Origin of the sequence: Mycobacterium sp. ENV421 (assembly GCF_002887815.1) — a bacterium.
GTDB lineage: Bacteria > Actinomycetota > Actinomycetes > Mycobacteriales > Mycobacteriaceae > Mycobacterium.
On record NZ_PDHO01000029.1, the window covers coordinates 1 to 24642 of the forward strand.

Annotated in this window: 27 protein-coding genes and 1 pseudogene; 13 read left to right on the plus strand and 15 right to left on the minus strand. The window is 67.9% G+C overall.

From position 1 onward, the window contains the following. Positions 1–56: 56 nt before the first annotated feature. The 4 genes and pseudogenes from CRM90_RS24185 to CRM90_RS24200 all read right to left on the minus strand — a co-directional run. Positions 57–143 (minus strand): annotated as a pseudogene (locus CRM90_RS24185) (DUF4244 domain-containing protein); the annotation flags it as partial. 34 nt (positions 144–177) lie between these two features. After that, complete coding sequence (locus CRM90_RS24190; RefSeq protein WP_199190032.1) at positions 178–747, minus strand: type II secretion system F family protein; 570 nt, start codon at positions 745–747, stop codon at positions 178–180. Next, positions 744–1523, minus strand: a complete 780-nt coding sequence (locus CRM90_RS24195; RefSeq protein ID WP_102809470.1) for a type II secretion system F family protein — start codon at positions 1521–1523, stop codon at positions 744–746. Before CRM90_RS24195 ends, CRM90_RS24190 begins: the two co-directional genes overlap by 4 nt. Next, a complete protein-coding gene (locus CRM90_RS24200) occupies positions 1520–1684 on the minus strand; it encodes a conjugal transfer protein TrbB (RefSeq protein WP_142391441.1) in 165 nt (54 codons plus the stop codon). The genes CRM90_RS24195 and CRM90_RS24200 overlap by 4 nt, the downstream gene beginning before the upstream one ends. Positions 1685–2054: 370 nt before the next feature. Between CRM90_RS24200 and CRM90_RS24205 the strand changes: the two genes are divergently transcribed. Beyond that, positions 2055–2531: a hypothetical protein gene (locus CRM90_RS24205; RefSeq protein WP_011777812.1), complete on the plus strand. Its 477-nt coding sequence runs from the start codon at positions 2055–2057 to the stop codon at positions 2529–2531. Between the two features lie 73 nt (positions 2532–2604). Here the strand turns inward: CRM90_RS24205 and CRM90_RS31070 are convergent, their stop codons facing one another. The 4 genes from CRM90_RS31070 to CRM90_RS24225 all read right to left on the minus strand — a co-directional run bounded on the left by CRM90_RS31070 (position 2605) and on the right by CRM90_RS24225 (position 5789). Next, positions 2605–2835, minus strand: a complete 231-nt coding sequence (locus tag CRM90_RS31070) for a hypothetical protein (protein ID WP_233209490.1) — start codon at positions 2833–2835, stop codon at positions 2605–2607. A 176-nt stretch (positions 2836–3011) separates the two neighbouring features. Then, positions 3012–3419, minus strand: a complete 408-nt coding sequence (locus CRM90_RS24215) for a DUF302 domain-containing protein (RefSeq protein ID WP_011777814.1) — start codon at positions 3417–3419, stop codon at positions 3012–3014. A 17-nt stretch (positions 3420–3436) separates the two neighbouring features. Further along, on the minus strand, positions 3437–5419 hold the full coding sequence (locus CRM90_RS24220; RefSeq protein WP_011777815.1) for a heavy metal translocating P-type ATPase: 1983 nt from the start codon (positions 5417–5419) through the stop codon (positions 3437–3439). Then, entirely contained in the window at positions 5412–5789 is a 378-nt protein-coding gene (locus CRM90_RS24225) for an ArsR/SmtB family transcription factor (RefSeq protein ID WP_011782545.1), read from the minus strand. The genes CRM90_RS24220 and CRM90_RS24225 overlap by 8 nt, the downstream gene beginning before the upstream one ends. A gap of 154 nt (positions 5790–5943) precedes the next feature. Between CRM90_RS24225 and CRM90_RS24230 the strand changes: the two genes are divergently transcribed. The 3 genes from CRM90_RS24230 to CRM90_RS24240 are packed head-to-tail and all read left to right on the plus strand — an operon-like array spanning position 5944 to position 7412. Beyond that, complete coding sequence (locus tag CRM90_RS24230; protein ID WP_011777817.1) at positions 5944–6207, plus strand: SHOCT domain-containing protein; 264 nt, start codon at positions 5944–5946, stop codon at positions 6205–6207. A gap of 5 nt (positions 6208–6212) precedes the next feature. Next, complete coding sequence (locus CRM90_RS24235; protein WP_011777818.1) at positions 6213–6992, plus strand: hypothetical protein; 780 nt, start codon at positions 6213–6215, stop codon at positions 6990–6992. A 12-nt stretch (positions 6993–7004) separates the two neighbouring features. Continuing rightward, a complete protein-coding gene (locus tag CRM90_RS24240) occupies positions 7005–7412 on the plus strand; it encodes a hypothetical protein (RefSeq protein WP_011777819.1) in 408 nt (135 codons plus the stop codon). Here CRM90_RS24240 and CRM90_RS31370 read toward each other — a convergent pair. After that, positions 7409–7534 (minus strand): hypothetical protein, encoded by a 126-nt coding sequence (locus CRM90_RS31370; protein ID WP_279304521.1) that lies wholly within the window; start codon positions 7532–7534, stop codon positions 7409–7411. The two genes, CRM90_RS24240 and CRM90_RS31370, sit on opposite strands and share 4 nt — an antisense overlap. A gap of 300 nt (positions 7535–7834) precedes the next feature. Between CRM90_RS31370 and CRM90_RS24245 the strand changes: the two genes are divergently transcribed. Genes CRM90_RS24245 through CRM90_RS24265 form a run of 5 tightly spaced genes read left to right on the plus strand, consistent with a single transcriptional unit; the run spans position 7835 to position 13738 of the window. Then, complete coding sequence (locus tag CRM90_RS24245; RefSeq protein ID WP_011777820.1) at positions 7835–8557, plus strand: hypothetical protein; 723 nt, start codon at positions 7835–7837, stop codon at positions 8555–8557. Between the two features lie 46 nt (positions 8558–8603). Beyond that, a complete protein-coding gene (locus CRM90_RS24250) occupies positions 8604–9851 on the plus strand; it encodes an ImmA/IrrE family metallo-endopeptidase (RefSeq protein WP_308212981.1) in 1248 nt (415 codons plus the stop codon). Positions 9852–9873: 22 nt separating this feature from the next. Next, positions 9874–11073, plus strand: coding sequence for a tyrosine-type recombinase/integrase (locus CRM90_RS24255; RefSeq protein ID WP_011777822.1), 1200 nt, complete (start codon positions 9874–9876; stop codon positions 11071–11073). Between the two features lie 8 nt (positions 11074–11081). Continuing rightward, positions 11082–13307 carry a tyrosine-type recombinase/integrase gene (locus CRM90_RS24260; protein ID WP_011777823.1) on the plus strand — a complete coding sequence of 742 codons (2226 nt, stop codon included), beginning with the start codon at positions 11082–11084 and terminating at the stop codon, positions 13305–13307. Beyond that, positions 13304–13738 carry a DUF6262 family protein gene (locus CRM90_RS24265; RefSeq protein ID WP_011782546.1) on the plus strand — a complete coding sequence of 145 codons (435 nt, stop codon included), beginning with the start codon at positions 13304–13306 and terminating at the stop codon, positions 13736–13738. Before CRM90_RS24260 ends, CRM90_RS24265 begins: the two co-directional genes overlap by 4 nt. On the opposite strand, the gene CRM90_RS24270 is transcribed toward CRM90_RS24265, so the two are convergent. Together CRM90_RS24270 and ssd are read right to left on the minus strand one after the other, a co-directional pair. Continuing rightward, positions 13635–14819 carry a TadA family conjugal transfer-associated ATPase gene (locus CRM90_RS24270; RefSeq protein WP_102809472.1) on the minus strand — a complete coding sequence of 395 codons (1185 nt, stop codon included), beginning with the start codon at positions 14817–14819 and terminating at the stop codon, positions 13635–13637. The two genes, CRM90_RS24265 and CRM90_RS24270, sit on opposite strands and share 104 nt — an antisense overlap. Further along, the gene (gene ssd / locus CRM90_RS24275) at positions 14816–15883 is read right to left on the minus strand and encodes a septum site-determining protein Ssd (RefSeq protein WP_102809473.1); all 1068 of its coding nucleotides are present in this window, start codon (positions 15881–15883) and stop codon (positions 14816–14818) included. Before ssd ends, CRM90_RS24270 begins: the two co-directional genes overlap by 4 nt. Before the next feature lie 419 nt (positions 15884–16302). On the opposite strand from ssd, the gene CRM90_RS24280 reads away from it, so the two are divergent. Then, positions 16303–17160, plus strand: coding sequence for an HAD-IB family hydrolase (locus tag CRM90_RS24280; RefSeq protein WP_502693314.1), 858 nt, complete (start codon positions 16303–16305; stop codon positions 17158–17160). Positions 17161–17533: 373 nt separating this feature from the next. Here CRM90_RS24280 and CRM90_RS24290 read toward each other — a convergent pair whose 3' ends face one another. Then, the gene (locus CRM90_RS24290) at positions 17534–18280 is read right to left on the minus strand and encodes a Fic family protein (RefSeq protein WP_102809474.1); all 747 of its coding nucleotides are present in this window, start codon (positions 18278–18280) and stop codon (positions 17534–17536) included. 113 nt (positions 18281–18393) lie between these two features. Here CRM90_RS24290 and acs point away from each other — a divergent pair, with 113 nt between their 5' ends. Beyond that, positions 18394–20352 carry an acetate--CoA ligase gene (gene acs, locus CRM90_RS24295; RefSeq protein WP_199190033.1) on the plus strand — a complete coding sequence of 653 codons (1959 nt, stop codon included), beginning with the start codon at positions 18394–18396 and terminating at the stop codon, positions 20350–20352. Position 20353: 1 nt separating this feature from the next. Here acs and CRM90_RS24300 read toward each other — a convergent pair whose 3' ends face one another. Beyond that, positions 20354–21022 (minus strand): chymotrypsin family serine protease, encoded by a 669-nt coding sequence (locus CRM90_RS24300; protein WP_502693315.1) that lies wholly within the window; start codon positions 21020–21022, stop codon positions 20354–20356. A gap of 186 nt (positions 21023–21208) precedes the next feature. Here CRM90_RS24300 and CRM90_RS24305 point away from each other — a divergent pair, with 186 nt between their 5' ends. Together CRM90_RS24305 and CRM90_RS24310 are read left to right on the plus strand one after the other, a co-directional pair. Next, on the plus strand, positions 21209–21721 hold the full coding sequence (locus CRM90_RS24305) for a phage holin family protein (RefSeq protein WP_036341835.1): 513 nt from the start codon (positions 21209–21211) through the stop codon (positions 21719–21721). Beyond that, positions 21715–22671, plus strand: coding sequence for an alpha/beta fold hydrolase (locus tag CRM90_RS24310; protein WP_102809476.1), 957 nt, complete (start codon positions 21715–21717; stop codon positions 22669–22671). Before CRM90_RS24305 ends, CRM90_RS24310 begins: the two co-directional genes overlap by 7 nt. On the opposite strand, the gene marP is transcribed toward CRM90_RS24310, so the two are convergent. Both marP and CRM90_RS24320 read right to left on the minus strand, forming a co-directional pair. Beyond that, positions 22664–23851, minus strand: coding sequence for an acid resistance serine protease MarP (gene marP, locus CRM90_RS24315; protein ID WP_102809477.1), 1188 nt, complete (start codon positions 23849–23851; stop codon positions 22664–22666). The genes CRM90_RS24310 and marP overlap by 8 nt on opposite strands. Further along, entirely contained in the window at positions 23848–24624 is a 777-nt protein-coding gene (locus CRM90_RS24320) for an NUDIX hydrolase (RefSeq protein ID WP_102809513.1), read from the minus strand. Before CRM90_RS24320 ends, marP begins: the two co-directional genes overlap by 4 nt. Between the last annotated feature and the right edge of the window lie 18 nt (positions 24625–24642).

The following is a 24642-nucleotide window of genomic DNA, read 5'->3' on the forward strand; positions in this document are numbered from 1 at the left end:
TCGCCTTTGCAGAATTGAACGCACACACCTGGACGAGACATTCAAGTGCAGATAACGATCGTGCCGATCGCGTATTCGACCGTCGACATCCCGGCATCGTCGACCGCCGCCAGCACCACTCGCGCCTTCAATCTTCGAAACATATTGTTGCTCAATTATTTTCCTCCCTTGATACCTTTACAAAATTCCCGATGCGAAGACGTCACCGGCCAAGCCGGCCACCACCGGCACGATGCCCAGGCAGACGAATGCCGGCAGAAAGCACAGGCCCAGCGGTCCGGCGATCAGCACCGAGGCTCGCTCTGCCGCCGCCGCCGCGGTGTGGCCGGCGTCTTGCCGCGACTGCTCGGCGAGTTCGGCCACACCCTGTGCCAGTGCGCTTCCCGACGACGCCGACCGACGCGCCAACCTGGCCAGGGCATCGCTGTCCTCGCCGGGTTGCGGGCACCAGGCAGTGTCGGCGTCGGCGCCCAGCGCCAACAGGTCTGCTGCACGTCGCAAGACCGCACCGAGCCGATCCGGTGCCGAGGGCGCCGTCGCCGCGGCCGCAGCGGACACCGACATTCCGCCCGCCAGGCATACCGCGAACACGTCGAGCGCTGACGAGATCGCCAGCGGGTCGGTACTTGCGTCTGCGCGGCGGACGGGTGCAGAGGCACTGGTGGACAACCCTATTCGGCGACGGACCACGAGCGGTCCCGGTGCGAGCAGCACTGCGGCGGCCAACAACACTGCGGCCGTGGTCACGTCAGCAGCCGATCGGTGATGCGATCAGCCCACGCCAGTCCCGCGCAGACCAGCGCCACACCCACGGTCAACAGCCAGCCGCCCGCACCGCCGCCGAGGAGAAATCCGACCGGATGCGCACCGATCAGCTCACCGAGCAGGATCCCGAGCAGCGGTAGTCCGGCCAGGATCGCCGCGGTCGCGCGCGCCCCGGCCAGGCCGGCCTCGACCCGCGCGGTGAACCGTTGCCGCTCGACGATGTCGCGGTGAGCGGTTCGAATCAGCGCCGCCATCGCCAGCCCGTGATCGGCCGCCAGTTGCCAGCACACCGCAAGCCGCTCCCATTGCGCGGGAACCGATGTCGACTGAGCGAGCGCCCGCAGTCCGGTTCCGACGTCAGCGCCCAATCCGGCGCGGGCCGCGACCGACCGCAGCGCGGTGCCGATGGCGCCGCCGGACTCCCCGGCGGCGACGGCGAAGGCGCGCACCGGATGCGCACCCACTCGCAGCTCGCCGGCCAGCGTCTCCAGCGCCCCGGCCAATGTGGAGCCGGCCTCGCTGCGGTCCTGTCGCCGCAGTCGGCGCCGCCGCCGGTGGATCAGCGTGACACCCAGCGTCACCGAGGCCAGCAGCACCGCAGGCGGCAGCGCCACGGCGACGACCGCAAGCGACGCCACCAGCGCGGGCACCCGCGCACCGGCCCGCCGCGGCCCCAGCCCCAACCGCGACCGCGGGGGTGGCGGTGCCGCCAGCACCGCCAGCCCCAAAAGCAGAGCAGCAAAGGGTATTCCGGTCATGGACGCCGCCGCTGGTCGATCAGCGTCTGGAGTAGTTGCCGACCGTCCTGCCAACCCCGATCGGCATGCCACGCCGTGATCGCATGCACGCCGCCGGCGTCCGCGCGGGACAGCACCGCGATCTCGGTGAGCCGGCGTGTGCCGTCGCGGCGGCGACCCACATGCACCACCGCCTGAACGCCTTATCTGTAACGGGAACTGTGAAACCGTTCGCTGCCGCTGGTAGGCACGTAAGTTACATGTGTACTACCGACCGGGTAGGTCTGCTAATCCGTACGCATGTGTAGGACGTGTGTCAGGGGTCTGACTTGGATCCCCGCGTGACAGATCTGTTGTCCAATGGGCGGTCGACAGAAGTCAGGCGCCACTGAAGTGAACGCTCCTGCGTAGCGCTCATGGCGACCGCCCATGATCTCCAGATCGATCCGGGGCATCGTCGATCGGTATTGGTGAGCTAGTGGTTCAGTGAAGATTCGATGAAGAACGCGGCGTTTCGATTCATCGCCTGGGTGGCATCGGCATGATCGAGTCATGACCGAAACGCCCGAATCCCGGACTGAACCGACCGCGGTGGCCACCGAGCAGGGGCGCGGGGAGCTGTCGCCTGGATCGGACCGTCCCAACAGGCTCACCCAGAGCGCGGCATGGGTGGGCATCGTTGCTGGTGTCGTGTTCATCGTCGCGGTGATCTTCTTCTCCGGGTTCTTCGTCGGAAAGCAGTACGGCGGCGGTTACCGCGACGGGCGCGGAATGTCTTACCCCGGCGGGATGATGGGGCCCGGCGGGATGATGGGGCCCGGCGGGATGATGGGGCCCGGCGGGATGATGGGCCCCGGAGGACCCGGCGGGATGATGGGCCCCGGAGGACCCGGCGGGATGATGGGCCCTGGATCGTGGGGACCGGGCGGGATGATGGGGCCTGGATCGTGGGGACCCGGGATGATGGGCCCCGGTCAGCAGCCATCGCCGACCACAACTCCGGCCGTCCCAACCACGCCTCAGCGGTAGCCCTTTCACCCCGCGGGTTGGGCTGCACCAAGCCCCTACCGCTGTGCTGCGACAGGGTGGTGGAGCCACCTCGTTAGGGCATCGGCGGCGTGCTTCTTGCTATGCGCGTCCGAAGAGTGGTTCGCCGTCGTTGCCAGAGTAGGAAGATGAACCGGTCCAGGTCGGCGCGCAGTTCATCGGCGGTGCAGCCGGGATGACCGACGTAGTGGGTCAGTGATGCGTCGAGGCGCCCGGTGTCGGAGGCGAGCCAGTCGTTGACGAACTGCAGCAGCTCGGTCAATTCGACGGCATCGGCGATATCCAAGCGGCATAAACACGCCTCCGGATCGGGGTTGCCGTCGACGACAATCGGATTAGCCGGCCTGACGAGTGCAGGTCGGCCTTTGATTGCGGGTGTTCTCCAACAGCGTGGCCGGTGGCCTACCGCCCCAGCAGCACGCACTTGTCATCGTTCGCGCGGCGAACGCGGCCGGGGGAGGGTTAGGTGTGGTCGAGTGCGTCGATGACGGCTTGCAGTTTGGTGGTGACCTGTTCGGCGACCTGTGCTACTCCGGGTGCGTCGCTGAGGTCGGCCATCAGCGCGGGATTGATGGCATCGACGATGACGGTGTCGTTGCCGTGGGTGGTGTCGGCGCGCACGACGACGTTGCAGGGCAGCAGCAGCCCGATCTCGGGGTCGCTGAGCACGGCTTGATGCGCCAGGGGCGGGTTGCAGGCTCCCAGGATCAGATAGTCGGCCATGTCGACGTCGAGTTTGGCCTTCATGGTGGCTTTCACGTCGATCTCGGTGAGCACCCCGAACCCGTGGTCGGCCAGGGCTTTTCGGGTTCGCGTGACCGCGTCGTCGAAGGAGGTGTGCAGTGTGGTTGATAGTGCCAGTTTGGTCATCGTTGTCTCTTTCCTGCTCAGCGGTGTGCGGCGTTTCCGATCTGTGCTGTCGCGCGGCGGGTGCTCACCCGCCGGCCGTGTGGTTGCGGGATCCCGGCTAGGGGTTGGGTGCGCCCGGCGCGGACGCCGTTGGCGATGACGACGATTTCGGCGAGTTCGTGCACGAGCACCACGGCGGCCAGGCCGAGGACACCGAGTAGGGCCAGGGGCAGCAGGATGGTGATGATCGCCAACGATAGGCCGATGTTTTGCAGCATGATGCGCCGGGATCGGCGGGCGTGGGACAGCACTTGGGGCAGGTGGCGCAGGTCTTGGCCCATCAGGGCGACGTCGGCGGTTTCGATGGCGACGTCGGTGCCCATGGCGCCCATCGCGATGCCCAGGTCGGCGGTGGCCAGGGCGGGGGCGTCGTTGACGCCGTCACCGACCATCGCGGTGGGCCGCCGGGAGCGCAGTTCCTCGATGATGCGGGCCTTGTCCTCGGGCCGCAGGTCAGCGTGCACGTCGTCGATGCCGGCGTCGGCGGCCAGCGCCCGGGCGGTGCGCTCGTTGTCCCCGGTCAGCATCGCCACCTGGTAGCCGTGGGCGCGCAGCCCACCGATCACCTCGGGGGCTTCGGGTCGCAGTTCGTCGCGCACCGCCACCGCACCCAACACGGCGCCGTCGCGTTCGACGAGCACCGCGGTCGCCCCGGCGCGCTGCATCCGGTCGATGACCTCGGCCAGCGGGCCAGGTTGGATCCAGCCGGGACGCCCGAGCCGGACCAGACTCCCGTCCAGCCACCCGGACAGCCCGGCACCGGGTACCGATTCAACATCGCGGGCCGGAGTGAGCTGATCGGTGGCGGCGAGGATGGCCGCGGCCAGCGGGTGTTCACTGCGGGCCTCCAGCGCGGCGGCCACCGCCATCACCTCGCCGCCCGAAACCCCGTCGGCGGGTACCACGGTGATGACGGTGGGCTGGTTGCGGGTCAGCGTGCCGGTCTTGTCCAGGGCGATCCCACGGATGCGGCCCAATGCCTCCAGCGCGGCACCGCCTTTGATGAGGACACCCATCTTGCTCGCGGCGCCGATCGCGGCGACCACGGTGACCGGCACCGCGATCGCCAGCGCGCACGGTGAGGCCGCGACCAGCACCACCAGCGCCCGTTCGATCCACACCCGCGGATCCCCGACCACGCTGCCCGCCACGGCGATGATCGCCGCGGCGACCATGACGGCCGGCACCAGCGGGCTGGCGACCCGGTCGGCCAGGCGTTGGCTGGAACCCTTGCGAGCCTGCTCGGCCTCCACAATCGCCACGATCCGGGCCAGCGAGTTGTCGGTGGCGGTGGCGGTGATCTGCACGTCGAGCACCCCGGTGCCGTTGATCGAGCCGGCGAACACCGCATCACCGGGGCCGGCTTCGATCGGCACCGACTCCCCAGTGATCGCCGAGGTGTCCAGCGCGCTGCGGCCCGCGGTGATGACCCCGTCGGTGGCGATGCGCTCCCCGGGTTTGACCACCATCACCTCGCCCACGGCGAGTTCGGTGGGGGCGACCCGGTATTCGCGCCCACCGCGGCGCACCGTGGCGACGGCAGGGACCAGCGACAGCAGCGCCCGCAAGCCCCGGCGGGTGCGGGTGATCGAGTACTCCTCGAGGCCTTCGCTGATCGCGAACAAGAACGCCAGCATCGCGGCCTCGCCGACCTCACCGAGGGACACCGCACCGACAGCGGCGATCGTCATCAGCGTGCCGACACCGATCTTGCCCGCCACCAACCGCTTCAACGTGGACGGGACGAAGGTCACACCGGCGATCACCAGTGCCGCGGCCTCCGCCACCAGCGTCACCGGCCCGGGTCCGCCAGCCCAGCCCACGATCAGACCCGCCAGCAGCAGCACCCCGGCCAGCGCGGCAGCCCGGATCTCGCTGACCTGCCACAGTTTCTCCGGGCCCCGCTCGCGCTCATCGCGCTCGGCACCGGGGTCGTCGTGGCCGCAGCAGGTGTCACTCACAGGCAGACCCCGATGCGCTGCCTGTGCCGTAATTGGGGCACAACGCGACCGCGTTGCCGGTGGCCGCCAGCAGTGTTTCGGCCGCCGCCAACAGATCGAGCAGTTCCGGGCGGGTCAACGAATAGAACACCTGCCGTCCCTGCGGACGGCCCGCCACCAGACCGCACTCGCGCAGACACCCCACATGCGCCGACACCGTCGACTGGGCCAACCCCAACTCCGCAACCAGGTCGGCCACCCGGGCCTCCCTGTGAGCCAACCGGCCCACGATCGCCAACCGGGTGCCATCAGAGAGGCCACGGAACAACGCCACCGCCGCATCCACACCCGACGCCGGTCCGGCCAGACAACCCGCACTATCCATCGTCATTGGACGATAATACTGTGTTTTAGCTGGTAATACCGAAAGACACCGATCATTGAGGACCATCGGCCCTACCTGGCATCGGCACTGCGCGAGCAGGCTGGCCTGAGCAGCCCCCGGTGCGGGGCTTGGTATTTCAGGCGAAAGGGACACGACCATGATGTATGACGGCTGGGGCTGGGGCGGCATGGGCTCCGGTGGCTGGATCCTGATGACCGTGCTGATGGTGCTGTTCTGGGCGGCGGTGATCACCGCCGTGGTCCTGGCCATCCGCTACCTGACCGGTCCGCGGCACACCGGCGCGCACCCGCCCGGACCGGGGCCGGCACGCGCGGAAGGGCTGCTCGCCGAACGCTTCGCCCGCGGCGAGATCGACGAAGACGAATATCAGCGGCGTATGACCCTGCTGCGTGAACACCGTTGACCGCGATGCGCTCCCACCGTCTCTGGCTGATCTTGGCCATCGCGATCGCATCGGTGATCCTCGGGGTCACCACCACCGCGATCTGGCACCCCGGCGGGCCGTTCGGCCGCCAAACACCGGTCGCCAACGCCCCCTACCCGAACGCCCCAGGCGCCTGGGGTCCGGGCTCGATGGGCCCGGGCATGATGGGCCCCTGGCGGTACCCGGCCGCCCCGCCGCCGTCCTGTTCCGCGCCCGCCCTACCCGGTGCGGTGGTCGACGTCACCCTCGCCGACATGGGAGCGATGATGGGCCCCGGCGGCATGATGGGCCCGGGCATGATGAGCCGCGGCGGCATGATGGGCCCCGGCATGATGGGGCCGGGCTGGAACGGCCCGAATGGCCCGGGGCAAACCGGCTACCGATGGCCGGGCATGGGGATGATGCGCATCGTCGTCACCCCGGCCTCCGTTCCGGCGGGACCGGTGTCGTTTCGGGTACTCAACACCGGCGGGTTGAGCCACGAGCTCGTCGTGCTGCCCCTGGCACAGGGCCAGTACCCCGGATGGCGTGTCACCGGTCCCGACGGCAAGGTCGACGAGGCCGGCAGCCTAGGTGAGGCCTCCCGCACCTGCGGCGCCGACAAAGGTGACGAACAGTCACCCCAATACGGCATCGGCCCTGGCGGCACCGGCTGGACCACCATCACCCTGACCCCGGGACGCTACGAGCTGATCTGCAACATCGCCGGCCACTACTGGGCCGGGATGTATGCCGAACTCGACGTCACCAGCCCACCCAAATAAGCGAGACGAACCATGTTCACCAGACGTGCAACGATCACCACCGCGACCATCCTCGCGCTAGCCGGATCGGTCGCAATCGGGCTCAGCGGCGGCGAGACGACCACCCTCGCACAACCCCCAGGCGGGGTTTCATCGACCAGCGGGCCCGCACTGCCGGTCCAGGGCCCATGGGACCAGTGCTGGGGACCCAACGGCTGGGACCCCAATTGCTGGGGACCCGGACCATGGGGTCCCGGCGGATACGGACCGGGCATGACGGGCCCCGGCGGATACGGCGGACCGGGCATGATGGGTCCCGGCGGATACGGACCGGGCACGATGGACCCGGGACAGTGGGGGCCAGGCATGATGGGCCCGGGACAGTGGGGTCCTGGACAGTACGGACCGGGCATGATGGGCCCCGGGCCGTGGGATTACTAACAGCGCTGCCGTCGCACCACCGAAGCCGCTGTGATCGCCGAGAGTTCGGTGACGTCAAGCCCAGGCGCATCCGCGGTCGGCGCGAGGAATCCGGCGAGAATGCGGACGGCGTCGAGCGACACGCACTCACCGGTTGACCAATCACACCTGTCTCACCTGTCACACTCACACACGTGTTCGATGCCTGCGCGGCCCTGACTTCGGCGCCCGGCAGCGTCGCAGGGTCGGTTCGCTCGGGGCGGCTCACTGCAGCGGATTCGACACCGCCGCACCACCTAAAACCAGTCGAAATGGCCGTGTTTGCACAGCATTTCACCTCTTACACATGTATACTACGAAGGTGCCTGACCAGCAGAAATCGTCCACGCGACACACGGCGCGCCTCCGTGACGATGTAGGAATAGACGTGCAATATTTCAGCCATGGACCTACAGGAGTTGGTCGAGCGGCTGATGAAGCAGCATCGCTCCGCCTTCGCCCGGCTGCTCGGGGAGATCGAAGCGGCCTACGACGAAGTGGTGGCCCTGCACGCGCGGCGGTTTCCCGACCCGCGTCAGATCCCCGGGGGCATGCTCTGCGGGGACGTGCGGGCGACCGTGCTGGCGATGAACGGTATGGATGCGCTGACCCGTACCGGCGAGTCGACGCGAGAGGTGCCCACGAGCGCGTCCTGCGGCCCGGATTCCACGTTGCGGATGACCTCGGGGTCCAATACGTCGGTACGGCTTGGCGATTCGAATATGGCCATGGCCAGGGTGCGCAAGCTGGCACCCGACGTGGTGGACGGTCTGGCGCTGTTTCTGCCGCAGGCCACACCTGCGGCGAAGCCGGGGGTGCAGTTGTTCCTCGACGACGGTGCCGCCGAACCGGTGATGGGGCCGCCGGGCTTGGAGCAGGAATACGAGTTGATCGTCTACTGGTGGCCGACACCGGACAAGGCGTCGGTGGCGGGTGCGATCCTGGCCGCGGTGGCCGACTTGAACACCAACGACGAGCGGATCCTGGTGTTCACCGCGTTGCCGCCGGCGATCCGGCCCAAGACGGCGGCCGAGGAGCAGCAGGCAGTCACCGATTACCAGCCCGACGGGGACTTCAACGAGATTTTCGGCAAGAAGTCCACCGACACTGGGGATCCGGGCGCGTAAATGAGTGCGGGGTACCGGCCGGGGTTTACCGGGGACGAGGTGGTCGGTGATGACGGTCGAGGTGTTCGGCGCACGGGTCCGCCAGGCCCGGGTGCTGCGGCAGATGACCGCCACGGCGGTGATGGAGCACATGGGGTGGCGTTCCCCGCGCCAGACGCGTCTGGAGCAGGCCGAGACCGCCACCTTGGACGCCCTCGAGTTCGAGGCGCTGGTCGCGTTGTTGCGTTTCCCGGCACGGTTTTTCACCACTGCACCGGTGTCACGGGTCGCAGCGCGGGATCTGCTGTTCCGGGCGCCCAAGGCTACGACGGTCACCGAGAAGGAGTATTTGGCGGTGTTCGCCAACGTGGTCGGTGATCTGGTCGATCAGCTCAACGGCGTGGAGAAGGGGCCCGTGGTGGCGCTGGAGCCGTTGCCGGTGGGCACCGATGTGGTCACCGCGGCGGCCAAGGCCAGGGCGTGGCTGGGCCGCGAGGCGTGCGAGCCGATCCGCTATCTGACCTATGACTTGGAAGCGGCCGGGGTTCCGGTGGTGTTGCGCACCAAGCATTCTCGCTCCACGGGTCGCATCGACTGGGACACCCAAGACGAGGAACCCGCCGGTGGGTTGACCGAGAAGCATCTGGGCTGCTCGGCGCGGACCGGGGAGTTCCGGCAACGCCCACTGGTGTTGATGCGCAGTATCGACTCCTGGGAACGCAGCCGCTGGACGGTCGCCCACGAGATCGGCCATCTGGTGTTGCACCGCCATGGCGAGGTCAGCGATGACCAGGAGAACGAGGCGTCGCGGTTCGCGTCGGAGTTCTTGGCGCCGGCGGCGGCGATCGCGGCCGAGATCACCGATGCCCCGACCCTGAATCATCTGATGCCGGTGAAGTTGAAGTGGGGAATTTCGTTGGGCGCGTTGATCATGCATCTGCGCGAATCCAAGCTGATCGATGAGCACCGCGCGGCGATGCTGCAGCGCCAGCTCTACACCCGGATCAACTCCGAGACCGGGCGCACCTGGGGAAAGACCGAACCTGGGTGGGACGCCCGCCTGCCCGAGCAGCCGCGGCTGCTGATCAAGTGGGTCGAGGCCTGCTACGGCGCGACGTCGGTGGAGATGCTGGCTGCATTGGATTTGATCTTCCCGGCCGATCTGCTGGCCGACATCCTAGCCGGACAGCGCGGGGCGAGCGCGCCGCGGCCGGCGCGGGTCGATGTTGCGCTGGCCCCGGTGGGCGGCACCGACCGTGGTGACACGGTGGTGGTGGCGGCCTCGGAGCGGTTCCGGTCGCGCCGGCAAGCCTGAACGGATTCGTGGGACATCGGCGATGGCACGCACGCAACGCATCGCCCTGGCCGAGGACACCGATACGTTCACCGTGGTGGGTCCGGATTTTCTGCCGATCGACCCGGCCGAGGAGTTCCTGCAGTTTCTGCGCGACGACGAGGCCTCCCCTAACACGGTGAAGGCCTACGCCGCGGGGCTGGCGGCCTGGTGGACGGTGCTGGAGCACACCGGTACCGACTGGCGTGAGATCAGCACCAGCCTGTTCGGGCAGTTTCTGGCCTATCTGCGCACCGGGGACCTGCCGGGCACCGCCCGCATCGGCGCCCCCGAGGGCTGGCTCGGCGCGGCCAGCACCGCGTTGCGGGCCGCGGCGGTGCTGGCCTGCTACCGCTACCACGCCGACGCCCACGGGCTCGTCGGCCCGTATCAGCGGCTGCACACCAGCCGCGGCAAACGTGGCCGGTCACGTTACATCCCGATGCTGGCCGGGGTCGGTGCGGCGCGGCCGGCCAAGGACCGCCCCATTTACACGGTGCGCCGCGGCAATCGCGCCGCCACCCCGGTGCTGCTGCCCGCCCAGGTCGGGCTCATTCTCGATGGCTGCGCCACCCAAACCGGCCATGAGTGGTCCGGGCCGGCATCGGGGCTGCGCGACCGTTTGTTGTTCGCGGTGCTGGCCGAAACGGGGATGCGGTTGGGGGAGGCATTATCGTTGCGGCACCACGATTTCCACATCGGCGCTGGCGGCACCCCGTGGATCGATATCGCCGCGCGCCAAGACCACCCCCGCGGAGCGCGCGGCAAGACGCTCTCCCCGCGGCGGGTCTATATCGGTGACGACCTGGAGGCGCTGTATTCCTCCTACGTGTGGCATCTGATCGATCACGGCGCGGATCTGGCAGTGCCGGACCTGACCACTCATTTCGTGTTCGTCAACCTGACCGCGGGGACACCGTTCGCGCCGACGCGTCCTGAAACCGTCTACGCCAAAGTCGATTCGGTCACCAGCCGCGCCGCCGGGGCGCTGCCACAGGGGTGGTCTCCGCACTGGCTGCGCCACACCCACGCCACCGCGCTGCTGCTCTCCGGCGCGGCCCCACACGTGGTGATGCGCCGCCTGGGCCACGCCGACATCCAAACCACCCTCTCCACCTACGGGTGGGTCACCGAGGACGCCGAGATGCGCACCCTGGCCCAATGGCGCAACTACGTGGCCGGCTGGAAAGGACTCACACCGTGACCACACCGATGGACCCACCGCCGCCCCGGGGCGCGGCCTCATCCCCGGTCGCGGTCAGTTCCTGGCAGTCCCAATGGGCCCGAGTGCCCGGGCAGTGGCGTAAGCCCGTCTATCCGATCGACACCGCACCCTTCCAGGAGGTGTTCCTGCGCAACCAGTTCTACCTGCGGGGCAACCGCGCCGGGGCCGCCCACGACTTCACCCCCGCCGCACCACCGCGATTCGCCGAGGAAATCGCTTGGTGGGTGTGGTGGTGCTGGGATCAGCAGCTGCGCAAGATCGAGCCGTCGCTGCTGGCGTGGCTGGTGCGCACCCTGCCCGCGGCCATCTCCGAGCACACCACCCGCACCGGCGCTGCGCCCACTAGTATCGCCGAGCTCGATCCCACCGAGCTGATCCGCCAGGCCGCGTTGAGCTTTCAGCGCCGCAACAACCGGCTGCCCTCACCCGGATCGCGGCGCAACATCAGCCACCTCATCGAACACCTGCACTTGAACGTGTCGGTATCGTGCACCGACACCCCGTGGTGGGCCCACGACATCTGGGATCTGCGCGCCGATCCCCGCATCCCGCAACGCCCGCACGAACCCTGCCACGACCAGACGGTGCGGCTGCGCGGGATCACCCCAGACTGGCTGCGCGAAGGCCTGCGGTTCTGGCTGCGCAGCGCCCTGACCTACGACCTGCTCACCTGGTCCTCGGTCGTTGACCGGGCCCGCAACCTCGGCTCGCAGCTGGGCCACTTCGCCACCACCGCAGGTCATCTGCAAGACCCCTTGATCAGCACCGACCCCGACCAGCTGCGCACGGTGTTCCTCGACTACCTCGACTACCTGCGCTCACCGCAGGCCGCCACCCATTCCGAGCGGCTCACCTCCGACACGGTCGCTAGCCTGCAAGCCCAAACCCAGTCGTTCTACACGTTCATGCACGACCACGCCGCCGAGGCAGCGACGGCCACCGCCACGGCACGCTGGCGCGACATCACCCTGACCCACACGGCGTTATGGTCGCCCATCAACGCCCCCAAACACCGCCGCCGCGCACGCGAACTCACCTGGCATTCCACCGCCGACCTGCAACGCATGCTCGCCTACCTCGACGTTTTGGCCGCAGAACCCAAACAGAAAGTGGTGCTCACCGGCCCCGACGGGGACCTCTCGGTCCTCGCAGGCCTCGGTGACCCCCAAGCCGCCCGGATCTGGCTGCTGCAAGCACTCACCGGCAGGCGGGCCTCGGAGATCTTGATGCTCGATTACGACCCGCTCGAGGCGATCCCGGGCCAGGACCGGCCCGTCGGCACCGAACCCGACAACGGGGCGTTCGTGGCGCGGCTGCGCTATCAACAGACCAAAGTCGACGGGATCGTCCCCACCATCCTGGTCGAGCAAGCCATCGTCGACATCATCGGTGAGCAACAACGATGGCTCACCACCAAATACCCTCAGCTGCAATCCAAATACCTGTTTCTCGGGCTGAAGAATCAGCACCGCGGGCAACGGCCCCGCTCCTACACCACCTACCGGGCCATGCTCGACAAACTCGACAAGTGCCACACCCTCACCGACAGCGCCGGGCGGGCACTGCGATTCACCCAAACTCACAGGCTGCGTCACACCCGGGCCACCGAACTGCTCAACGATGGCGTTCCGTTCCACGTCGTGCAGCGCTACCTCGGCCACAAAAGCCCCGAAATGACCGCCCGCTACGCCGCCACGCTGGCCGCGACCGCCGAAGCGGAATTCCTCAAACACAAGAAGATCGGGGCACACGGTGCCGACATCGACATCACCCCGCACGACATCTACGAGATGACCCAGCTGGCCGCCCGCACCGACCGCGTCCTGCCCAACGGGGTCTGTCTGTTGCCCCCGCTCAAACAATGCGACAAAGGCAACGCCTGCCTGGGCTGCGGGCACTTCGCCACCGACACCACACACCTGGACGAACTGCGCGCCCAGCTCGCCGCGACCGAGGCGCTCATCGCGACACGGCGCGACCAATACCGGCAACGCGCCGGCCGCGAACTTGGTGACGACAACATCTGGATCATCGAACGACACCGCGAAATCGACTCGCTGCATGCCATCATCGACCGCCTCGCCGCCACCGCCGACAACTCCGTCGCCGGCCCAGGCACAGGCAAACGACTGCCGCTGCTGCAGATCCAAACCCGCGGAGCCCACCAATCCGCCCTCGACAAGGCCAGCCGACCCCGCACCGGTGAGCAATGACCACACCGCGCTCCACCGACGCGATCGTCGCCCACGCCAAGAAGCGCTACGCCGCCACCGAAAACAAGATCGCCAAAGCGATCAAGGACATGCGCCGAAAAGGGCTCACGATCAACCCGCAAACCGTCGCCAAACACGCACGGGTTTCCCGCAAAAGCGTCTACAACCACAGCAACCTGCTCGACCAGATCCACGCCGAATCAGCCAAACCCACCCTCAACCCGGCACCCACGACACCCCAGCCCGACACCGAATCCAGCATCGTCACCGCCTTGCGCGAACAACTCCGCACCCAAAAGCAGCGCTACCAGACAGAGATCGCCGAACTCAAAGCCGAGAACAAAACCCTCGAACAAGCCCTCGCCACCGCACACGGCGAACTGCACCGCCTCCGCAACACAGCAACACCCACCGCGAGCCAACGTCGGTGACACCGTTACAGATAACAGTGTCCCCTACGAGAAAACCCCATCTAAAACCCACGTGGGTGACAGTCCTACACACCCCACAACCCGTTACAGATAACACCGCCGCGGCCAGTTGACTGTGCAACGCCGCGCGGTCCAGACCGCCGAGGGCCGCGAGAGCTTCCAGCCGGGCCGGCACCTCGGCCGGGCTGTTGGCGTGCACGGTCCCCGCCCCGCCGTCGTGGCCGGTGTTCAGAGCCGTCAGCAGGTCGACGACCTCGGCGCCGCGCACCTCCCCGACGACGATCCGGTCCGGCCGCATCCGCAGGGCCTGCCGGACCAGCTGCCGCATCGTGACCTCGCCGGCGCCCTCCACATTGGCGGCCCGCGCCACCAGCCGCACCAGGTGGGGGTGGCGCGGCGCCAGTTCGGGGGCATCTTCGACGCACACGATCCGCTCTCCCCCGTCCACCGCCCCGAGCACAGCGGCCAACAGAGTCGTCTTGCCTGCGCCCGTACCGCCCGAGATGAGTAACGCCAGCCGGGCGTCGATGATGCCGGTGAGCAGCTCGGCGGCGTCCGGCGCGATCGCCCCCGCCGCGATCAGGGCGGCAAGATCCTGGGTCGCGGGCCGCAACACCCGCAGCGACACGCAGGTGCCCGCGACGGCGACCGGCGGCAGCACGGCGTGCAGACGCACCGAGAACTCGCCGGTTCCGACCCCGGTGAGCTGTCCGTCGACCCAGGGCTGCGCGTCGTCCAGTCGTCGCCCCGCGGCCACGGCGAGCCGCTGTGCCAGCCGGCGCACGGCGGCTTCATCGACGAAGCGGACCGAGGCGGAACGCAGGCCGGTGCCGTCGTCGACCCACACCGCGTCGGGGGCGGTCACCAGAACGTCGGTCGTTCCCGGTGCACGCAGCAACGGCTCGAGCGGCCCGGCGCCCGTGAGTTCGGTCTGCAGGACCCGCAAGTTGTTCAGGACCTCGGTGTCGCCAAGCACTCCCCCAGATTCGGCACGGATGGCGGCCGCGACAGCCGCCGGCCGTAACGACGATGACTCGGCAGCCAGTCGCTCGCGGACCCGTTCGACGAACGACCCGTTCATGCCACGCGCACCTGTCCGCCGACGGCCAGGACCTCGAGCACCGTTCGGGCCGCCGCACCGAGCGGAGAACGCCGCCGCAGCCGCAGCCCACCGCGCTCCAGACGTTCCGCAAGCATCGGCTCGGGGCGCATGGCCGCCAGAAGCGGCAGGTCCGCGAACTCGGCCGCCTCGGCGGCGCGCAATCCACCGGGGGCCGGACCGCGCACCACGAGGCCGACGTTCGGGTTGGTCCCGCGCAACACCGGCGCCAGGGCCGCAGCGGCCGCGACGCCCCGGACGTCGCAGCTGGTGATCATCACCACCAGGTCGGCACTGTCCAGTGCGGAAGTGACCGCCGCAGTCATTCGCCGCGGCAGATCGCAAATCACCAGAATTCCGCCGCGTCGCCCGGCATCGACAACAGCCTCTACGGCCCCTGGTTCGATCTGGTGGCCGTGCCGATCGCCGGACAACACGCTGACACCGTGGTGCCTCGGGAGTGCATCCCGCACCGCCGTCCACGCCAATCGACCGCCCTGCAGGCTCAGATCGGGCCACCGCAGCCCGGGCACGGCCTCACTTCCGATCACGAGGTCGATCCCGCCGCCCCACGGATCGAGGTCGACCAGCAGCGATGACGACGCTACCTGCGCCAGCGCCGTCGCGAATGTCGATGCGCCTGCGCCGCCCCGGCCGCCGGTCACGGCGATCACCCGCCCGGTGCGAGGGCCGTCCCGAACCGCCTCGGCAGCGTCTGCGAGATGCCGCACAAGCTCAGCGTCTTGCGCTGGAAGTGTGCAAACTTGCTGAGCGCCAACGGCCATCGCCGCTGCCCAAACTGGTCCATGCGGGTCGGTCGGGCAGACCAGAATCACCCCGTCGCGCCTGGGTAGGCCGTCTCGCTCGCAGCTTCTGGCGGCGTCCTGATCGAGGATGACGGCGACGGCGGCCGACCACGCTTTGCGACTGAGCGGCGCAGAAACCGCCATCGGGCGCAAGCCCACCGCTGCGGCGACCCGCTCAGCTTGTTCGCGTAATTCGGTGTCGCCCGAGAGGACGAGGACGACACCCGGACTGCTGCTCACCACGTAAGAGTCGCCGGCGCGACGCGTCAACGCCAGTCGCCACGGAAGGATCCTGTGGATGAGCGCCGATCTGGGGAGTGGCCATCGACACCCAGACAACACAGAAGTGATCCCGGCAACGTTTCGCACGTTTGCCCGGGATCGCCGGAGATTTCTTTGTCAGAAAAAAAGACGACCCCCGCCAGGGGGGGAGGAGGCGGAGGTCGTCGTGTATCAGCCCCGGGGGGTCGGGCTGATGCACACCCGGCATAAGCCGAGTGATTCTCACTATACACACGACATTGCGGAGTCGCGCAAGTGTTGCTACCAGTTAGAAACCGTGTATTCGCTGTGAAAATGCAGGGTGCGACACGTGGCTTGGCCTGCCACTTTGCCCTCGCGTCCGAACCGGGGAGTTCACCACGCCTATCCTGGGCAGCGTGACCGACCCTGCCTCGGCCGCCGACCAGCTAATCCACGTTCATCCAGAGCCCGCGACTGGGCTCAGTTCGCGGACGGCGGCGTTCTTCGACCTCGACAAAACGGTGATCGCCAAGTCGAGCACGCTGGCTTTCAGCAAACCCTTCTTTGATCAGGGCCTCCTCAACCGGCGCGCGGTCTTAAAGTCGAGTTATGCGCAGTTCCTCTTCCTGATGTCCGGCGCTGATCACGACCAGATGGACCGGATGCGCTCCTACGTCACCGCGATGTGCGCAGGCTGGGATGTCGAACAGGTGAGAGCCATCGTCACCGAGACGCTCCATGACATCGTCGACCCCCTGGTCTTTGCGGAAGCTGCCGAACTGATCGCGGACCACCGATTGTGTGGGCGCGACGTCGTGATCGTCTCGGCCTCCGGCGAGGAGATCGTCGCCCCGATCGCGCGTGCGCTGGGTGCCACCCACGCCATGGGCACCCGGATGGTCATCGAGGACGGCAAATACACCGGCGAGGTTGCCTTCTACTGTTATGGCGAGGGAAAAGCCGCAGCCGTCCGCGAGCTGGCCGCGCTGGAGGGGTACACCCTCGAGCACTGCTACGCGTATTCCGATTCGATCACCGACATGCCGATGCTCAAATCGGTCGGCCACCCGACGGTCGTCAACCCCGACCGCGCATTGCGCAAGGAAGCCACCGCACAGGGCTGGCCGGTGCTGACGTTCCTGCGCCCGGTGCCGTTGCGCGACAGGATCCCGGCGCCGTCGGGCGCGGCGGTGGCGACGACGGCCGCGTTGGGAATCAGCGCGCTGGCCGCCGGCGCACTGACGTACTCCGTGCTACGCCGGCTGTCGTTCTAAACGCATCCAATTCGTTGCCGATTAGCCCCTTGCTGTGACCGTGGTCACGGAGTACAAAGGAAGGCACGGACGCCTGGCAAGGCCAAGATAGCGCCGGAAGAGAAGGCACTATCTCCCAAGCCAAGCGGCCCAGCACGGTTCCCGGCACCCACGCGGAGCACGCCGCGATAAAGGCAGAAGTGTTGCGGGCCTGCGTAATTGCGAAGAGCGGACGGACAGAACGACTCCTTGGGTGGGGTTGTAAACGAAACGCGTCGCAAGACCGCCGAGGCCAACCCACGCAGCCCACCTGGCACGCTTGGTAACCGAGAAACCGTGCTAGCGGGCGGCGAGCCGAAGACCTTCGGATCGTCGCCCGCTTCGCTGTCCGGGTCTATTTGGCGGCCGCGTCCGCGATCGATATCGCCTCTCGCGCACCGTCTTCCAACGCTCGGCACGACATCAGCAGCCAGGCTCCGACGGCCGAGGGGTCGCCCGTCGCGAACGCCCGCGCGCGGTCCTGATACTCATCGGCGCGGCGCATCCAGTACACCTCCGGCACCCCCAGCCCGTGCGGGTCCAGACCCGTGGCCATCGTGACAAGCCGCGACACCGCGCGGGCCACGACCCCGTCCCCTGGACCGAACGGCGCCAGGGCGAGAAGCTCGCCGTGCGCGACGGCCGCCAGCACCGGCGCCGGCGTCGAGCTGCCGCCGGTGGTCAGCCGGGTGACCAGATCCAGCCGAGCGGCCACCTCCGGATTCTGGCGCGGCCGGCCAAGAAGGTCCCCGTCGATCAGGTCGGCGGCGGCCAGCGCGTGCAGCCGCGCCAGCGCCTGCAGAGGGGCGCGCTGCCACACTCCGACCAGGTTGGTGGTTCCGCCCTCCAGCGCTTGGCCGACGCGCAGCGCACCGGCCAGCACCGGATCGTTGGGCTCGGCACCGGAGGCATCCAGTTGCACAGCGCCGCCGTCGAGGGCTGATGACGAGCGCGCTCCGCGGACGGCTGACTCTGCGGCGGTCACCGGCCAATTCCGCAGATTGGTGCGATGCCGGTGCGCCTTGGCCAACGCTTCCCGGGCGGCCTCGGCGGCATCAGCCACCCCGGGCAGAGTCATCAGCGGGGCCAGGACATCACTCACGTTCGGTCACGCTATCCGATTCCCAGTTGCCGTTCGGCGCGCGGCAGTAACCGCCCGCCGACGATTGTGACGTGCCAACTCCTATGCAACCTTCGGTGACTACGCTCACAGACATGACCGAGGCGCACACCGAAGTTCAGTCAAGTTTCCCGGCGTCGGACGATTTCGCCGCCACCGCCAACGCCACCGCCGCCCTCTACGACGAGGCCGAGGCGGACCGGTTGGCGTTCTGGGCAGAGCAGGCCAACCGGCTGTCGTGGGAGACGCCCTTCACCGAGGTACTGGACTGGTCGGGCGCGCCGTTCGCGAAATGGTTCGTCGGCGGCAAGCTCAACGTCGCCTACAACTGTGTCGACCGGCACGTCGAGGCAGGCAACGGGGACCGCGTGGCCATCCACTGGGAGGGCGAACCGGTCGGCGACTCGCGGGTGCTGACCTATGCCCAACTCAAGGACGAGGTGTGTAAAGCCGCCAACGCACTGACAGACCTCGGACTGGCGGCGGGCGACCGGGTGGCCATCTACATGCCGATGGTCCCGGAGGCCATTGTGGCGATGCTGGCCTGTGCGCGTCTGGGCGTGATGCACAGCGTGGTCTTCGCAGGGTTCTCGGCAGCGGCGCTGCGGGCCCGCGTGGAGGACGCCGAGGCCAAGGTGGTCATCACCACCGACGGCCAGTATCGGCGGGGCAAAGCGGTGTCGCTCAAAGAGGCTGTCGACGAGGCAGTGCAAGGCCAGGAGTGCGTCCAGCACGTTCTGGTGGTGCGCCGCACCGGCATCGACATCGGCTGGACCGAGAACCGCGACCAGTGGTGGCACGAGGTCGTGGACTCGGCGTCGACTGAGCACACCCCCGAGGCGTTCGACTCCGAGCATCCGCTGTTCCTGCTGTACACCTCCGGCACCACCGGTAAGCCGAAGGGGATCATGCACACCTCGGGCGGCTATCTGACGCAGGCGTCCTACACCCACTACAACGTGTTCGACATCAAGCCGGAGACCGACGTGTATTGGTGCACAGCCGATATCGGCTGGGTCACCGGCCACACCTACATCGTCTACGGGCCGCTGTCCAACGGCGCGACTCAGGTCGTGTACGAAGGCACCCCGGCCTCCCCCGATGAGCACCGCCACTTCCAGGTGATCGAAAAGTACGGTGTGACAATCTATTACACGGCGCCCACATTGATCCGCACGTTCATGAAGTGGGGCCGGGAGCTCGCATTCGAACATGACCTGTCCAGCCTGCGGCTGCTCGGATCGGTCGGCGAACCGATCAACCCGGAGGCCTGGCGTTGGTACCGCCTGGTTTTCGGCGCCGACAAGACTCCCATCGTCGACACCTGGTGGCAGACCGAGACCGGCGCGATCATGATCTCGCCGCTGCCCGGTGTGACGGACTGCAAGCCGGGTTCGGCGATGCGGGCGCTTCCGGGCATCTCGGCCAAGATCGTCGACGACGACGGAAATGAGCTGGCCCCCAGCGTCGACGGTGGTGAACACGTCACCGGCTATCTCGTGCTGGACAAGCCGTGGCCGTCGATGTTGCGCGGCATCTGGGGTGACCCGGAGCGCTTCAAGGAGACGTACTGGTCGCGCTTCGGCGAGCAGGGCTGGTACTTCGCCGGTGACGGCGCCCGGTACGGGAGCGACGGCGAAGTGTGGGTGCTCGGCCGCATCGACGACGTGATGAACGTGTCAGGGCACCGGATTTCGACCGCTGAGGTGGAGTCCGCACTCGTCGGGCATGCCGGAGTCGCCGAGGCCGCCGTCGTCGGCGCCACCGACGACCACACCGGGCAGGCGATCTGCGCGTTCGTCATCCTCAAGGCGCACCACGCCGAGATGCCGAGCGATCAGATGGTCGAAGAGTTGCGCGCCGAGGTGGCCAAGGAGATCTCCCCCATCGCGAAGCCGCGCGAAATCCATGTCGTCCCAGAGCTTCCCAAAACCCGCAGCGGCAAGATCATGCGACGGTTGCTGCGCGATGTCGCCGAAGGCCGGGAACTCGGCGACACGTCGACCCTGGTCGATCCCACGGTGTTCGAAGCGATCCGGGCGAGCAAGACCTGAGTCAGCCGACGTCGGCCGTCGGTACGAACCCGGTGCCGGGCCGGTTCTTGCCTGCGACGTCGCCCAGGATCGCGTTGATCGACATCGTCACCGCGGGTGTGTGCAACGGGATGAACTTGACCACGCAGGTGGGCAGGTCTTCGCTGAACGCGCCGTGAATCATTCCGACCAGTTTGTTGTTCACCGTGACCGGCGCACCGGAGTCGCCCGGTTGGCCGCACACCTGATTGATGATCGTGCCCGGATCCTGGCCGGGGCCCCAGGTGACGCCGCACGAGTAGCCGGTGGTGCGGCCGAGCTTGCAGGCGACCTCACCGAACGTCGGGTCTGGACCTATGCCGTCGATGACGAAGCCCTTGTAGTTCGAGATCGGCTGCACCTTGGCAGGGTCGAACCGGATCACCGCGTAGTCGAGGCCGTCGTTGCCGGCGACCATGGTGCCGATCACGCCGTCGGCGGGACGGTCCTCGGAGGCGACCTGGGCGCCGGGGCCACCGCAGTGCGCGGAGGTGAAGCCGATGAGCGCGCCGGTGTTGTCGTTGCCGATGGACGTCAGAGTGCAATAGGTGTCGCCGTTCACGACGATGCCCGCCCCACCGCCCATCGGCACCTTGCCGTCGGCCGTCGCGACCGGTGCCACGCCGGAGATCAGGGCGACAAGGGCCACCACAACGGACCCCGCGATCAGGCGTACACGCTGCGCGGTCGTCACTGGCAACCTCCATTCACCGTCCGCCCCGACAGGGCGAGTCTAGCTTGATCACACCCGTACCTTGCGTAACAGCTCAGTGGGTATCCCCGCTGCGGGCACGGCATGGCAACATGAACCGCGACGACAGAAAGTTGGAGGACAGCCGTGAGCAATGGCGATCGCAAGACCGGTGTACCCACCACCGTCACCTCGATCCCGCTGGTGGATCCGAACGCGCTACCGGCCAATCCCTCCGTCGGCGACCTGGTCAAGGACGCCACAGCACAGATGTCCACCCTCGTGCGCGCCGAGGTCGAACTCGCCAAGGCGGAGATCACCCGCGATGTGAAGAAGGGTCTCACCGGCAGCGTCTTCTTCATCCTCGCGCTGGTCGTGCTGTTCTACTCGACGTTCTTCCTGTTCTTCTTCCTCGCCGAGCTGCTGGACACGTGGCTGTGGCGCTGGGTGGCCTTCCTGATCGTCTTCCTGCTGATGGTGGTCACCACCGCGGTGTTCGCGCTGTTCGGCTACCTCAAGGTGCGCCGGATTCGCGGGCCGCAGAAGACCATCGAATCGGTCAAGGAAGCACGCGAGGCATTCACGCCCGGCCACGACAGGTCACCGGCCAAGGTCGCCACGACCGGCACCCCGCCGCCCACTGACCCCTCCGGCTGGTGATTTTCGATCCCTCGGTCACCCGTATCGCGGGGCCATGGCGGCATTTCGACGTTCACGCCAACGGAATCCGGTTCCACTGTGTCGAATCGACCGATGGCGGTGATCCGCGTACTGAGGCGTCGCGGCCGCTGGTGATCCTGCTGCACGGTTTCGGCTCATTCTGGTGGTCGTGGCGTCATCAGCTGCACGGGCTGTCCGGCGCCCGGGTGGTCGCCGTCGATCTGCGCGGGTACGGCGGCAGCGACAAGCCGCCGCGCGGCTACGACGGCTGGACACTCGCCGGCGACACCGCCGGCTTGATTCGCGCGCTCGGCCACAGCTCGGCCACGCTGGTGGGGCATGCCGACGGCGGGTTGGTGTGCTGGGCGACGGCCGTGTTGCATCCGCGCGCGGTGCGGGCGATCGCACTGGTGAGCTCGCCGCATCCCGCCGCGTTGCGGGCGTCAGCGCTCGGCCGGCGCGACCAGGGCCGCGCCCTGCTGCCCACGCTGCTGCGCTATCAGATTCCGATCTGGCCGGAGCGCGCCCTCACCCGTCACAACGCCGACCTTCTCGAACATCTGGTGCGCAGTCGAGCATCGGGCAAATGGCTTGCTTCCGAGGACTTTTCCGAAACCATCGCGCACATGCGCCGGGCCATCCAGATCCCGTCAGCGGCGCACTCCGCGCTGGAGTACCAGCGCTGGGCGGTCCGCAGCCAATTGCGCAGCGAGGGCTGGCGATTCATGAAGCTGATGAACCGTCCGCTTGTCGTCCCGCTGCTACACCTGCGCGGCGACGCAGACCCCTATGTGCTGGCCGACCCGGTGGACCGCACCCAGCGGTACGCGCCGCGCGGCAGGTTCGTGTCGGTCTCCGGTGTCGGGCACTTCGCCCATGAAGAGGCCCCGGACGAGGTCAACGAACACCTGCGGCGGTTCCTCGGGCAGGTCTACGACACCGCTAGGTGACGCAGGCCCCGGTGGGCACCTTGGCGGTGTTGCCGATCTTGGCCAGCTGCCGCGACACCTCGTTGGCCGTCAGCACGAACCCGGTGTCGTTGTCGTCCACCGCGGCGCCGAACACCACACCGAGCACCTGGCCCGCCCGGTTGATCATCGGTCCGCCCGAGTTGCCCTGGCGCACAGTCCCTCTGATCGTGTAGACCTCGCGGTTGACCGTCGTCGTGCGGTAGATGTCCGGGCCGTTGAGCTCGATCGTCTCGCGTACCCGCGCCGGAGTCGCCGCGAACTCGCCGCCACCGGGGTAACCCAGGACCACCGCGTCGGTGCCGGATTTGGCCGGCTGGTCGGCGAACACCAGCGGGCGCTCCGGCAGGTTCGGGACGTCCAGGATCGAGATGTCCTCGTTCGGGTCATAGGACACCACGGTCGCGTCGTAGGTCTGCCCTTCGGCTTCCACGGTGACACTGTCCGATCCGGCCACCACGTGCGCGTTGGACATCACCCGGTTCGGGGCGATCACGAAACCGGTGCCCTCGAGCACCTTTTGGCAGCCGGGGGCGACACCGCGGATCTTCACCACGCTGGCACGCGCATTGCCGACGACCAGGCTGTCGGCCAGCGATGCGTCGGGGGCGTCCACGGCCTGAATGGGAGTGCGGCCGAAGGGCTGCAGAACATCCGGCAGACCGGAGGTGCGCAGCAGTGCCGACATTCGCTTGGGCACCGCCTTGAGCCACTCGGGTGCGTATTTGTCCACTTCGGCAAGCACTTTCGAGCCGCGTGTGGCGGCTGCCAGGTTCGGTTGATCCGACGACGTCAGCGGGCTGGCGAGCAGCCACGCCGCGACCATCACCACCAGCAGTTGCACCGCAACGCCGATCACCGAGTCGACGGAGCGGACGGCGCGGTTGCGGATCGCGCCGCGTACCGCCCGGCCGAGGACCACGCCGGCCACTTCACCGACGACCACCAGCGCCAGAATCAGGAACAGTGCGGCAAACAGCTTGGCCCGCGGCGAACTGATGTGGCTGACGATGTGGGGAGCGAGCATCACTCCGGCGATGGCGCCGAGGATCACGCCGACGAACGACATCAGCGAGCCCAGGGCGCCGGACCGCCAGCCGGAGACGGCGGCCACCAAGGCCACCGCCAGTACGGCGATGTCCAGCCATTGCGAACTCGTCACAGGGGCTCCTCACTGCTTCTGACGAGCGCCATGGCCTCGTCCAACTCCCGGACGTCTTCGCTGTTCCACGGTTGCGACCAACCGGCCACATCGAGCATCGCTGAGATTACGTGTCCGGTGAACCCCCACACCAACATCTGGTTGAGCAGAAACGCCGGCCCCGCCAGCCCGCGTCCAGCTCCCGTCCGGTAAACCATCAGCCGGTTCTCAGGATTGATGAACGCCCGCAACGGAACTCGCGCGACGAGTGCGGTTTCACCGCTGTCGACGACGGCAACCGGCCCCGGATCCGGCGAGTACGCCAGCACCGGTACGACGTGAAAACCCGAGGGCGGGATGAACATTCGCTCCAGCACGGCGAGCGGATGGAGGCGATCCGGGTCAATGCCGGTCTCCTCCTGCGCTTCTCGAAGCGCGGTGCCCACCGGCCCGTCGTCTCCCGGGTCGGCAGCACCACCGGGGAACGCGGCCTGGCCGGCGTGGTGGCGCAGCGAGCCGGCCCGCACCGTGAGCAACAGATCGGCGTCATCAGGCAACTGCCCGTCGGTGTGACCGGCGCTCGGCCCGGAGAACAGCACGAGCACGGCGGCGTCGCGGGCATTGGTACCGGCCTCGCGAGCTTCGACAACCGCTGCCAACAGCTCAGGCGGAACCTTGCGGCGATAGGCATGCGGAACGAGGTCGACGTTGTCGACCAGCGGCGCCAGCCACGGCGGCCGATACTCCGGGGTGAGCGCGCCCGAGCCTGCCGAGCGGGGGAAACCCTGGGTCACCGGCGCGTCTCTCTCGTC

Coding starts and splice junctions, on each gene's coding strand:
- CRM90_RS24225 (WP_011782545.1), bottom strand. CDS start 5,789: ATGACGATGGATAGTGCGGGTTGTCTGGCCGGACCGGCGTCGGGTGTG.
- CRM90_RS24240 (WP_011777819.1), top strand. CDS start 7,005: ATGTTCACCAGACGTGCAACGATCACCACCGCGACCATCCTCGCGCTA.
- acs (WP_199190033.1), top strand. CDS start 18,394: ATGACCGAGGCGCACACCGAAGTTCAGTCAAGTTTCCCGGCGTCGGAC.
- CRM90_RS24270 (WP_102809472.1), bottom strand. CDS start 14,819: ATGAACGGGTCGTTCGTCGAACGGGTCCGCGAGCGACTGGCTGCCGAG.
- CRM90_RS24255 (WP_011777822.1), top strand. CDS start 9,874: ATGGCACGCACGCAACGCATCGCCCTGGCCGAGGACACCGATACGTTC.
- CRM90_RS24265 (WP_011782546.1), top strand. CDS start 13,304: ATGACCACACCGCGCTCCACCGACGCGATCGTCGCCCACGCCAAGAAG.
- CRM90_RS24205 (WP_011777812.1), top strand. CDS start 2,055: ATGACCGAAACGCCCGAATCCCGGACTGAACCGACCGCGGTGGCCACC.
- CRM90_RS24235 (WP_011777818.1), top strand. CDS start 6,213: ATGCGCTCCCACCGTCTCTGGCTGATCTTGGCCATCGCGATCGCATCG.
- CRM90_RS24215 (WP_011777814.1), bottom strand. CDS start 3,419: ATGACCAAACTGGCACTATCAACCACACTGCACACCTCCTTCGACGAC.
- CRM90_RS24260 (WP_011777823.1), top strand. CDS start 11,082: ATGGACCCACCGCCGCCCCGGGGCGCGGCCTCATCCCCGGTCGCGGTC.
- CRM90_RS24245 (WP_011777820.1), top strand. CDS start 7,835: ATGGACCTACAGGAGTTGGTCGAGCGGCTGATGAAGCAGCATCGCTCC.
- CRM90_RS24230 (WP_011777817.1), top strand. CDS start 5,944: ATGTATGACGGCTGGGGCTGGGGCGGCATGGGCTCCGGTGGCTGGATC.
- CRM90_RS24195 (WP_102809470.1), bottom strand. CDS start 1,523: ATGACCGGAATACCCTTTGCTGCTCTGCTTTTGGGGCTGGCGGTGCTG.